Below are 12,488 nucleotides of genomic sequence, written 5' to 3'. Positions count from 1 at the left end.
CCAGACTTGAAGAAACCATTTGATAACTTCAAAGCCTTTTTACGAAGAACTCATTGGTTCATTTTAAGCTGCTGACGGTTTAAATACTCCAGCCGCTGCTGTCGAATCACCTGAATATCGGGTATTGAATCAACACCCCCATCGACAACTCTTCCACCACTTATTTGAGTGGCATTATTGAACGCCTCATACTGTTGTTCTTCGTTTCTTTGCTTCTCCCTTTCTTCCTTGAAGCGGTTAAACTCATGCCCTTGGTGAAGATGAACAGGTGCATACTCATGACTGGTTGATGAATCTCTAACCATCACTGTCTGACCATTCTTGGTATTCACACTGGCTCTGGCCTTCATATCATTCAGGTCTATTGGGGAAGAGTCAGTATCTTCTTTCTTTTTGGGAGCGTTATAAGTGATACGACCACCCAAGGACTCCCCTCTGCCGGTAAATGGCTCCTGACTACCGGTAAGCAAAAGCTCTTGCTCGGTAGGCCAGTCTTTAGGGTGATCAAACTGCACGTCCATATCGACATTGAGTGATGACACAACCTTCTCGGGTGTCAGCTTGGTGACTTTCATCTTCCATTCATCATAACCATCAGAAACATAAATATTTTCGTTCTCGCTCAGGACCGTATATTTTCTTGGGAGCTCTTTATCCAATACTTCAGAAAGTTCACCATCGGAACGGTAAGGGCCACTCAATATTTTCAGATCAACCTTATTACCCGCTTTCAGCTCTACTGGCTGGATTGAAACCTGATCACCGGGTTTCAGATCCAGGGCCCGCAGCAAGTGGTTGGACATCATTATCTGATCTGCGGGGGCTGCTTCTTCCAGCATTGTTCCCCAGGCTTTTTTGCCTCCCGCTCCCGAAAACTCCAACTGGTAGGGAAGATTCACTCCATGTGCAGCCAGCTCACGAATACTCCCCTCCCCCAGGATCACCTTATCAGTATCTTTGATCCTCTCCCGATGATTGGCGACATCATCGGTCTCGGTAATTGTATAAGTCAGGCGCGGGCCTTTTCTGGTGATGCCCGCAGTAAAACCACCGGCAGCCACTCCTGCCTTGCCAGCCTGCAGCAAGTGATAACGTGAACTGGTCATCTGCTCATCACCGCCACTGCCAATTTCTGGCACCGGTCGCGGATCAATCATCAGGCTTCCGATATTAATCGCCATTTCTGCCAGCGCCGACCAATATCTGGGTACTTGGTAGATTGAGTGATGATTTCCGGTTAGATCTGCACCAGCAGAAACAAGTTTGAGCTTTCTGATATTGCCATTCTTGCTGTCAGCACCTTCCAGAATGACCGGATAAGAAGAAACAGGGTCAAGAATCACTGACCAGTGATCAGCTCCAGAACGCTCAACCGGCAAAACAGGCAATGGCGCAAGTGGTGTAACACCAGCAACCCGACCATTTCGTATGACCTTTAGAACATGATCGAGAAACCTGGGATGCAGCAAAGAAATGATTTTCTCAGGATGACGGGACAAGGTCAGCCAGCCTGTTTCAGCATCGCTTTCAGATAACTGCTCACCAAGCGTCATATGCACCCATTTACCACTGTCACCCCGCCAGCTGATCTTGGCACCATTACCCGACTTTCCCACGAAGGGAATCAGCTCAAGCCTACTGATATAATGTGCGGCCATTTCCTTGTGAAGCCCAAGAAGAGCCCTTGTCACACCATCGACACCTGAAACAATAGGTACAGGCTCAACAAGGGGATTACGAAGAATCACCAGGGCTGATCCACTGGTATTGATCTGGTGAAATAAAACCAGCCGCTGAGAGACATCCGGAAGTTTCAAATCAACAACAACTCTTTTGTCTTGGCCGGGAATCAGTTCCAGACTGTCCATAACCGAGGCAAAGGACCATCCTGTTCCAATAATGCCTGCGGCTATGCTGGCCCGATACAGCCATAGGCCTGCATTGGCTGTAAACCAGCCAGGAAGATTTTGATAAGCGGAGTTATCAAAAGAGCTTAGATATTTTGTACCAACCAGCACTGCAAGATTCGCGGCAAAGGAGTAAGGCGAAAAACCCTGAAGGAAAACTGTCTGATTGCCACTACCGAGCCACACCCCTTCAGAAGTTGACGAGAACACCTGAGCCCTGACTGAGGTCACAGTAAAAATCATCACCATTAGCAGTGCCAATGGAAGACCTGTTTTCACAGCTGGTTTCGCTATCATTTTGTTGTTCTGACTAATGCCTTGTTCCCCTTATCCATGTCCACTCCTTGTCGGAGGTGCAAGTTTAGACAAAACGTGCCAGAAAACCCGCCCGCAACCCAAACAACCTCTTCGAAAGTCGTCAGTTATCTGCCATTTCCATGCAAGCAACGCGCTAACAGCACCCCCAACTCTCTATTCCTTTGGGAATAATGACACCAAAACGGCCAAGCAGTAGGGCGGACACTACAGTTATGGGGTGGAGCCACAGGATTAAAGTCAGGAGAGATTATGGGGACGGTAAACGGCTCAGGGCCTATCCAGGTTGATACAGCTCTTAAACAACTAGAGGGCCTCAACAAGGATGATGAAGTTCGTATTGTTAAGGGCAAGAACGGCGAATTCCAGATAAAGACAGGTCAAGCCAAGGGACGCTTTAAGTTATTATCGATTCTGCCCGGGATTGCCAAGGTTATTACCCTGCGCCAGCAGACCAGGCTTGTTGATCAACTTCAAGTACTCAATCCCCAGACGAAAACCGCACTTAGCCAAAGGAAGGCCGCGACTGTTGAAGTTGCTCGTAACTTGTTACTTCAAGTCCAGCAGTCAACTCCAAATCAAACTGAGCCCACATCTCAAGCCTCAACACCTGCCACATCCGCCTCACCAAAGAGCGAACTCGATAAACTGTATTTATTAGCTAAAGGAGGAGACACTTCTGCCCGTTTACAAGATGCCCTGAGCCAGACTGAAGATCTACAGTTTGTCAAAACACTCGAAGAAGAACTTAATAAGATCAAATATCAAATTACAGCAGATCCAAAAAGCCAGAGTTCAAAAAATTATTCAGCTGTAAAAATCCGAGCTGCCCAGCTAACCGGCCTTGAACTGGCAAAGCAGGCCCGGAATAAACGAACAGCCAACACAGAAAAGACAATTGCGAAACAAATATCCCAGACAACCTTTTCCGCCAGAAAAGATTTAAACGGCCAGTTAAAGAATAAAGCATTATCTCAGGCACAGCTTTATCTCAAAGAGCATCCACTGGAGTTAAGCGCCGATGAATCAACAGTAGCCGATTTCCACCTGAAGAAATTTGAAGGCAAAGTTGAAAATCAGGATGAGTTCCGGGCTCGGTTCATTGAAGCACTCCGGGGGGGGCTGGGATATACAGATGACATATTTCATGCAGATGCTGCTGAAATAAGAGAAACTGGTGACCTCGACAAGTACGATCGGGGTATGCCTCACCTAATCAACCAGGTTCAAATTGGAGCCGATATTTCACGCACAGCTTTTTCCACGAATGCCAAACACTTTTCAGAGCTAAAAACCAAAGCAGAAGCCCTGAATATCAAGCATGTTGATATCCCCAAAAAGCTATCCCGATTTGGAAATATTGAATCACCCGCTGATACAAATGTTCCGATAACCCTTCAGGCCAGTGATGGTAATTATTATGATTATCCAGGCAAAATCCATGCGAACCGCGTAACAGTTGCTGGAAAGAAACGAGCAATAGCAACCCAATATCCGAAAAACAACAACAAATTAGATAAAAAAACCGACGATACAAGAGCCAATAGTCATGCCATGGGTGTTTTATGGCGTATGACTCTGCAACAGGGAACACAAGTTATTATTGATCTAACCCAGAAGATAGATGGCCACAAAGCTTACTACCCAACAGAGCCAGGGGATACTAAACACTACGATGGTATGGAAATCACACTGATCAATCAGGATGGCGCTCACTCAACCTATCAGGTTACAGATAGCCGAACAGGAGAAACAGGGGAAATTTCAAGGTATCACTACCAGGACTGGAAAGATAAAACCCCTCTTACACCGGATAAACTTTATCAACTTGCCAACTATATCAGCGACGATTCCATACAAAACCTGGCTATGCACTGTACTGCCGGAGTTGGCCGAACTGGAACAGCATTCGTGGCAGCAAACCTTCTTGACTTGATTCGCCGGGGTCAGGTGACTGAGGAAAACCTGGATGAAACGATTGACTCGCTGATTATGCAAATGCGGGAAGAAAGAGGCGAAAACGCAGTACAAACAGGTCCGCAGAGGAAATCTCTGCATGAGATGTTCCACTACATCAAAGAAAACAACCTTCCATAAGCCCACACCCACACCCAGATACTGATTACGAAAAAGCCTTGCTGCCATAAACAGCAAGGCTTTTAAATGCGAGCAGAAAATTATTCGATAATTTCCAGACCACCCATATAAGGCTTCAGAGCTTCAGGGATATGAATACGGCCCTGCTCATCCTGATAGTTCTCAATAACAGCAACCATCGCACGGCCAACAGCCAGACCGGAACCGTTCAGGGTGTGAACCAGTTCAGGCTTGCCGGTTTCCGGATTACGGAAACGGGCCTGCATACGGCGGGCCTGGAAATCCAGACAGTTGGAGACAGAAGAAATCTCACGATACTTCTGCTGCCCTGGCAGCCACACTTCCAGATCGTAGGTCTTGGTGGCACCAAAGCCCAGATCACCGCCACACAGCGTGACAACACGGTAAGGCAGTTCCAGCTTCTGCAGGACAGTTTCAGCATTGCCCACCATTTCATCCAGAGCGTCGAAAGAAGTATCCGGGTGAACGATACGCACCATTTCCACTTTCTCGAACTGGTGCTGACGGATCATACCGCGGGTATCACGACCATAGCTGCCCGCTTCACTGCGGAAGCATGGCGTCTGGCCGGTGAGTTTCAGAGGCAGCTCATCAGCTTCCAGAATGGAATCTGCCACCAGGTTGGTCAGAGTCACTTCAGACGTTGGAATCAGGTAATGAGGCTGTTCCTGTTCGGCAGCAGTGGTCTTGAACAGGTCTTCTTCAAACTTGGGCAGCTGACCGGTACCGAATAACGCCTTACCGTGTACCAGGTAAGGGGTGTAGCACTCTTCGTAGCCATGCTCCTGAGTCTGCAGGTCTAGCATAAACTGAGCCAGAGCACGGTGCAGACGGGCAATCTTGTTGCGCATCACTACGAAGCGGGCTCCAGACAGTTTGGCACCAGCTTCAAAGTCCAGACCCAGGTTCTCACCCAGCTCAACATGATCCTTGGCTTCAAAGCCAAACTCTTTTGGAGTGCCCCAGCGACGCAGCTCAACATTCTCTTCGTCACTGTCACCTTCAGGCACAGATTCGTGAGGGAGGTTGGGAATGCCGAACATCATGGCATCCAGATCACCCAGAATTGACTTTTCTTTGGCTTCGAATTCAGTCAGTTGTGCGTCAATAGCAGTCAGCTGCTCAGCAACCTGGGCCTTGGCATCGTCCACGGACATGCCCTGACCGATCAGCTGACCGACCTGCTTGGAAGCCCTTTTCTTCTCGGCACGCAGATCCTGAGCCTTGGCCTGTACCGACTTGCGCTCGGACTCCAGGGACTTGATCTGATCAACATCGAGAATGAATTTTTTCTTGCTCAGAAGTTCGGCAACCACTTCCGGGTTTTCGCGAACATATCTAGGGTCCAGCATGGATTGATACAACCTTGTAACAGTTAACTAAAAAGCCGGTTGGCGAGAACATAACCACCTGCAGTGGCCAGCAGACAACCGACAACACTGGTCAGCATATAGACTAACGCCTGAGCTACTTCTCCTTCCTGTATCAGCCGGAATCCGTCCAGTGAAAAGGTTGAGAACGTAGTCAGGGCTCCAAGTAAGCCAACAACAAGAAACTGGCGCCAGATCGAAGGCAACAGCGCATGTTCGACCAGCGCATAGTAAGAAATGCCAATAATAAAAGAACCAGCGATATTGGCAACCAGAGTTGGTACGTGAAATAGCCTCGGATTGCCTATTTCAGCGAAACCAAGATAAATAAAAGAACGTAACAGCGCACCAATTGCGCCACCTGCGGCAATAGCCAGCCACTGCATGGGAAAACCTGTGGGAAATAGTGACATTCAGAAAGATGACACCATCTTACCACATAAAACTTGACTCTCTTAGGCAGGCTCCATCATCTCAGCCAGTTCCACCTGCTCAATGGTCACTCCATTTTCCCTGCAGAACTGCGACAACTCTTCCTGAGGGTTGCGATCATACTGAATGCCATAAACGATTCGTTTGATACCCGCCGCCAGCAGATTCTTGGTGCACTGGTCACAGGGACTATGGGTCACATAGGCTGTTGCACCTTCAATGGCAGTGCCACAGCGAGCAGCCCATATCACAGCATTCAGCTCGGCATGAATTTCGTGGCGCAGTGACCAGTCATGATGCTCTTCATAATCTGCATCACAGCAGTTGGTATAACCCGATGGCGTTCCATTCACACCGGTTGAAAGAACCCGACCATCCTTAACCAGCAGACAACCTACCTGCAGACGCACACACTTGGAGAGTTTTGACAGCGAATGCGCCATCTCCATGTAAACGGTATCGCTCATAACGGAATTATTTATCTAGTTAGGTGATGATCAGTAATGTATCGCTTTGAACAGTTAGCCTGCAACCTGTACACCAGAAAAGAAAATTTAATCTTTTCTTCTCTGGTTAGATGAAGCTTTATCAAGAGAATCAAGCCATTGCAGCTTTTCTTTAATCTTTCTTTCTAAACCTCTGTCTGACGGATCGTAATATTTCTTTGGCTCCATAGTTGGCGGGAAGTAACACTCACCAGCGGCATAGGCATTGTCTTCATCATGGGCATAACGATAGCCTTCGTTGTACCCCAGATTCTTCATCAGCTTGGTAGGCGCATTGCGCAAATGTAGCGGCACTTCGTGAGACGGGTTATTGCGAACGTCCTCAAAGGCAGCGGCCATGGCCCGGTACACCGCGTTACTCTTCGGTGCGCTTGCGCAGTAAACCGTAGCATGTGCGATAGCCAGATAACCTTCCGGTGCCCCCAAACGCTCAAAGGCCTGCCAGGCATTCAGTGCCATTTCCAGCGCGCGGGGGTCAGCATTACCGATATCCTCACTGGCAATCGCCACCAGCCTGCGTACGATATAAAGTGGATCAGCACCACCATCAATAATGCGCGCCATCCAGTACAATGCACCATCTGGGCTGGAGCCACGAACCGATTTATGAAACGCAGAGATCTGGTCATACCAGGCTTCACCGTGATTATCGAAACGGCGCAGGTTTTCCACCAGCACACCTTCCATAATCTCGCGGGTAATCTCACCTTCTGAGGCCAGATCGGAAGCCACTTCAAGCAGGTTCAAAACACTGCGGGCATCGCCATCAGCGGCCTGAACAATTATATCCCGAACATCTTCTGAGACAGTAAATTTCTGCTCTCCCAGCCCACGCTCCTGATCAGAAAGCGCCGCATCAAGAACATTGCGTAATGCCTTGTTATCCAAAGATTTCAGGACATAGACCCGGGCACGGGACAACAATGCATTATTCAGTTCAAAACTGGGGTTCTCGGTTGTTGCCCCGATAAAGATGACCGTGCCATCTTCAATATGAGGCAGAAAAGCATCCTGCTGGGATTTATTGAACCGGTGTACCTCATCAACAAACAGAATGGTTCGACGCCCGGACTGGGCACGATCCATCTTGGCCCGCTCAACTGCAGCCCGAATATCTTTTACACCGGAAAGAACCGCAGACAGACTCTCAAAGCGGGCGTCGCAGACATTGGCGACAATACGCGCCAACGTGGTCTTGCCGACACCGGGAGGCCCCCAAAGAATCATGGAATGTGGCATACCCTGCTCAAGAGCTACGCGCAGAGGCTTCCCCTGGCCAAGAATATGCTCCTGACCAAGATAGTCATCCAGCGTTCTGGGGCGCATCCGGGCTGCCAGAGGTTCATAGGCAACGCCCGGCTGGGCAAACAGTGATTGTGTGGTCATGGTTTGGAGGTATTCGTGCCAGAGTTACCTTTCAGAGCTACCGAGGTCTGATCAATCACATCAACACCGGGTGGTACATACAGCTCAAACATTTTCTCTTTAACCGGCTCATTAACCTTCGGATTCAGGAAAGAGATACGTGTCCGGGAACCCAGAGTGTCCGTAAGCATCATCTCTCTCAGCGTCTTGTCATGAAAAGAGAGCTGCAGCTCTTCGAAGGAGTTATCCTGCCCTTTGGGTAACAGCGTAAAGAAGCGCTCTTTGCCACTCTGGGACAGTGTCACAGTAAAACCTTCCAGCATTTTTGCAGCATCACCACTCAGCAAAACAGCTGGAGTGGCACTGGTACGGGTATCAATATCCTGCAGGGTCAGCTGATCAAGATCTTTGTCGTAATAGCTGACGCGGGAACCATCAGACACCACTTCCTGGGGAAAAGGTGAAGTCACATTCCAGCGAAACAGGTTGGGGCGTTTCAGCACCATATCGCCTTTGCTTTCCTGCAGACGACGACCGCTGTCATCCAGCGTCTGCTGTTCAAAGCTGGCACTCAGGGTAGTGATACCGGACAGCAGCCCGGCCAACTCGCTGGCAGCTTCACGCTCCTTAAGCCCGGTCACCTGAACCTTGGCGGTACTGGTCTTAACAGGAGTCTTGGTTTCAGCATAAATGGAGCCACTGGATAGAGTCACCACACAGGCAACAGCACCAGCCAGCAATTTGAATTTTCTGTTATTCATAATGACCTGAATTCTTTTACACTTTTCATCACCGAGGAGCAGGGGGCGCTATAACTTCACGGTTACCGTTGGTTCCTGCTGGGCTTATAACTCCAGCTTTTTCCATCGCCTCAATGATATTGGCAGATCGGTTATATCCAATTTTCAGTTTGCGCTGAACCGAAGAGATCGATGCCCTGCGGGATTCGGTGACAAAGGCCACCGCCTCATCATAAAGTGGGTCTTGTTCATGATCCGTATCCGCAGAAAACTCACCGCCCTCATCCGAAGCACCACTTAAAACCTCTTCGATATAATTAGGCTCTCCCCGCTTCTTCCAGTCCGCAACCACGCGATGCACTTCATCATCACTGACAAAGGCACCATGCACACGGATGGGAAGACTGGTTCCCGGCGGCAGATAAAGCATATCGCCATGACCAAGAAGTTGCTCTGCCCCGCCCTGATCAAGAATGGTACGGGAGTCAATTTTGGAAGAGACCTGGAAGCTTATACGGGTTGGCACGTTGGCCTTGATCAGGCCAGTAATCACATCCACAGAGGGTCGCTGGGTAGCCAGAATCATATGAATGCCGGCGGCCCGCGCCTTTTGGGCAATACGGGCAATCAATTCTTCAACCTTTTTCCCGACAATCATCATCATGTCGGCAAATTCATCAATCACCACTACGATGAATGGCAGCATCTGCAGCTCCGGTGCTTCATCTTCTGCTGAGACCGGCTGGTACAGGGGATCACGCAGTGGCTGACCAGCTTTGACTGCATCGTTGACCTTACGGTTAAAGCCAGCGATATTCCTGACGCCCATAGCAGCCATCAGTTTATAGCGACGCTCCATCTCGGCCACACACCAGCGCAGGCCATTTGCTGCTTCCTTCATATCGGTCACAACCGGGCATAGCAGGTGGGGAATACCATCGTAAACCGACAGTTCCAGCATCTTGGGGTCTACCATAATCAGCCGGACTTCATCAGGTGAAGCCTTGTACAGCATGCTGAGAATCATGGCATTCACACCTACCGATTTACCGGAACCCGTAGTACCGGCCACCAGCAGGTGTGGCATCTTAGCCAGATTGGCAACGACCGGCTGCCCGCCAATATCGTGCCCCAGGGCGAGAGTCAGGGCCGCATCAGCACTGTCGAAAATCTTTGAGGAGATCAGCTCACTGAAATAGACAATTTCCCGATCCTCATTGGGTATCTCAATACCGACAACCGACTTACCTGGAATCACTTCAACAACCCGAACACTGATCACTGCCAGTGAGCGGGCCAGGTCTTTGGCCAGATTAGTAATCTTGCTGACCTTAACACCGGCAGCAGGCTGAATTTCAAAACGGGTAATCACCGGTCCGGGATGAACCGCAACAACCTCAGCATCGACAGAGAAATCTTTCAGCTTCAACTCCAGAAGGCGGGACATGCCCTCTAGGGACTCGGAAGAGTAACCCTTCTTCTGGCTGTGATCCGGTGTATCAAGCAGACCCAGCGGCGGCATTTCGCCACTGGGTAAATCATTAAGAAATAGATTCTGCTGTTTTTCCTTAACGACTTTTGGGCTGGGCTCGGGAGGTTTAGGCAGAGGTTCAATACGCGGCGGTTCACGACGCTGCTGCTTGACTTTCTCCTGGATAAGAACCTGCTCACGTTCTTTCCGTGCCTGTTCCACTGCCCTTTTCTCTTTCAGGGATTTCACCCAGAAGACCAAAGACTTGCAGCCATGAACAAACAGATCCCAACCCTTCAGAACCCAGGCTCCAATAGCATCCATCAGCGCGAACCATGACAGATCCGTCAGTAGAGTGATACCAAACAGCAGTAAAGCGCAGAAAACCAGGGTGGAGCCATGGAAGCTGAGCAGTGGCTCAACCACCTGCACAGTCTGCAGCCCAATGATGCCTCCACCGGAAGATGGCAGAAGGCCGGTATAACCAACATGCAGACTGACCAGCGCATCACCACAGATCAGGAACAACACCAGCCCGATCACACGCAGGGTAAAAATGGCACCATTCCAGGGCTCGGGTTCATGACGGTCACGAAACACCTGCCAGCCTTTGCCTAGCAGAAGAAAGGGAAACACAAAGGAAAGATAACCAAACAGGTTCAACAAAACATCAGAAAACCAGGCTCCGGCCCGTCCACCAAGGTTGCTGACTGAACCGGCTGTCCCGATATGGGTCCAGCCAGGATCTGTAGGACTGTAGCTGACAAGAGCCATCGCCAGAAAAATACCTAGCACAGTCAGCGCCAGCATCAGCCCTTCCCTGAGACGAAGATATACCTGCCTTTTCAGCACCTCCCCTGCACTCTGACTTTTGCCTTTCTTCACACTGCCTTCCGCGTCCGTGACTCTAAATAGTTATATTGTATGGTTTTTTGCAGGGAAAATGCAGTCATCCGTATTTCAAAAGTCAGATATAAGTATCCGGGCAGATCAGTTCAGGGTTGATACTTTCCTTTCGAGACTCCTGGCAAGAGCAACGAAATGCTTGCCATCCTTTAAATCTTCAATGAAACCGGCAGGAATCCCGGAAAGACCGTTAGCTGCTCCCGCCATGGCGCCGGTCAAGGCAGCACGGGCCATATTATTCCCACCACCATTGCTGGCAGCCAAAGTAGCATCTTCAAAGCTGTCAGGAAAACGATAAAACAGGTAATAGGCGGCAGGCACAATATGCATCAACTCGCAATCCATCCCGTAGACATGGCTGATATATTTGGGCTGTTCAATACGGACAAGGTCCTGCCGCTGTGCCACTTCGCCATACCCCGGAGTCAGGAACCGGTCATAACTACCGACCAGCTGATAGATCTCTTTGTTTCTGGCCAGTCCCTTGAGATAGATATTCAGATCCTGAACAGCGACTCCATTGATAAGCCCCTGAACCACCAGCGCATAAACAATCTGATTGCCCCGGGTTGAGTGGTCGTTATACATCACTTTCAGTAAACGATCGGCCTCTCTGGCCAGCTCAAGTGGTTCCCTATAGCTCGCGGCCAGCAGCACAGAAAACTGGGCTCCGTCGGAAACATCCTGACCGGTTGCCATTCCCGGGCTGTCCCATGCCAGGCCATCCCTGCGCTTTTTAATCAGGAGCTTTATCAGGCTTTCGGTATAACGGCCGGAATAAGATTCACCCGAAAGGTCTTTGAAAAACTTATCAAGCCGGGGCCAGAAATCTTCAGGATTGAATCGCCCCTGTTCAGCAAGGCTGGCTAGCAGAAGAGTATAAATCTGTCCGGTCTGGGATATATCCCCTGCCCTCAGGCCCTGCTCATAACGAAACTTGCTGACTTCAGCAAATTTATGATCGCTATCAGGCTTGGGATCAACATAGTGATCAATCCAGCTGCCATGATCTTTCTCCAAGGCAGCCATATCGTAGTACCAGTGAGTTCCAAGTCCGAGCGCATCACCAACCAGAAGCCCCATAATGGCTCCGGTTGCACGATCTTCGTGAGATAAAACAGATGTGTTTGTCATACCGCCGTCCAACGTACCTTTCTGTGCCTGCTGTGCCTGCTGCGTTTGCTGCACCTGCCACGTTTGCAGCGACTGCTGAGCCTGGCAGCCAGTGGCAAGCCCCCAGAAAACAAACAGAAACATGCTGCGTGCCAAAGCCTGCTGATTCATTACCATCATCTCCCATTCTTACACTCGGAATAAGAGACACCAGCCTAGTCGCTATTTCCCAGAGACTCTCAGCT

9 protein-coding genes are annotated in these 12,488 nt (G+C 49.7%); 1 reads left to right on the top strand and 8 read right to left on the bottom strand.

The genetic code is table 11. The annotated features are described in order from the left end of the window. Positions 1-50: 50 nt before the first annotated feature. Entirely contained in the window at positions 51-2,204 is a 2,154-nt protein-coding gene (locus M3P05_RS02395; protein ID WP_249697630.1) for a ubiquitin fusion degradation UFD1 family protein, read from the bottom strand. A gap of 270 nt (positions 2,205-2,474) precedes the next feature. Here M3P05_RS02395 and M3P05_RS02390 point away from each other — a divergent pair, with 270 nt between their 5' ends. Beyond that, positions 2,475-4,319 carry a protein-tyrosine phosphatase family protein gene (locus M3P05_RS02390; RefSeq protein ID WP_249697629.1) on the top strand — a complete coding sequence of 615 codons (1,845 nt, stop codon included), beginning with the start codon at positions 2,475-2,477 and terminating at the stop codon, positions 4,317-4,319. 80 nt (positions 4,320-4,399) lie between these two features. On the opposite strand, the gene serS is transcribed toward M3P05_RS02390, so the two are convergent. The 7 genes from serS to M3P05_RS02355 form a co-directional block, all read right to left on the bottom strand. Continuing rightward, positions 4,400-5,692, bottom strand: coding sequence for a serine--tRNA ligase (gene serS, locus M3P05_RS02385; protein ID WP_249697628.1), 1,293 nt, complete (start codon positions 5,690-5,692; stop codon positions 4,400-4,402). Positions 5,693-5,715: 23 nt separating this feature from the next. After that, complete coding sequence (crcB, locus tag M3P05_RS02380; protein WP_249697627.1) at positions 5,716-6,096, bottom strand: fluoride efflux transporter CrcB; 381 nt, start codon at positions 6,094-6,096, stop codon at positions 5,716-5,718. A gap of 69 nt (positions 6,097-6,165) precedes the next feature. Continuing rightward, a complete protein-coding gene (locus M3P05_RS02375) occupies positions 6,166-6,609 on the bottom strand; it encodes a deaminase (protein ID WP_249697626.1) in 444 nt (147 codons plus the stop codon). Between the two features lie 87 nt (positions 6,610-6,696). Continuing rightward, a complete protein-coding gene (locus M3P05_RS02370) occupies positions 6,697-8,034 on the bottom strand; it encodes a replication-associated recombination protein A (protein WP_249697625.1) in 1,338 nt (445 codons plus the stop codon). Then, a complete protein-coding gene (lolA, locus tag M3P05_RS02365) occupies positions 8,031-8,774 on the bottom strand; it encodes an outer membrane lipoprotein chaperone LolA (protein ID WP_249697624.1) in 744 nt (247 codons plus the stop codon). The genes M3P05_RS02370 and lolA overlap by 4 nt, the downstream gene beginning before the upstream one ends. 28 nt (positions 8,775-8,802) lie before the next feature. Next, complete coding sequence (locus M3P05_RS02360) at positions 8,803-11,109, bottom strand: DNA translocase FtsK (protein WP_332841992.1); 2,307 nt, start codon at positions 11,107-11,109, stop codon at positions 8,803-8,805. Between the two features lie 105 nt (positions 11,110-11,214). Then, the gene (locus tag M3P05_RS02355) at positions 11,215-12,414 is read right to left on the bottom strand and encodes an ADP-ribosylglycohydrolase family protein (protein WP_249697623.1); all 1,200 of its coding nucleotides are present in this window, start codon (positions 12,412-12,414) and stop codon (positions 11,215-11,217) included. Positions 12,415-12,488: the final 74 nt, after the last annotated feature.

The sequence above is a fragment of the Parendozoicomonas callyspongiae genome (assembly GCF_023502345.1).
Classification (GTDB): domain Bacteria; phylum Pseudomonadota; class Gammaproteobacteria; order Pseudomonadales; family Endozoicomonadaceae; genus Sansalvadorimonas; species Sansalvadorimonas callyspongiae.
The sequence above is the reverse complement of the archived record's forward strand: the minus strand, read 5'-3'. Positions and strand labels throughout refer to the sequence as shown.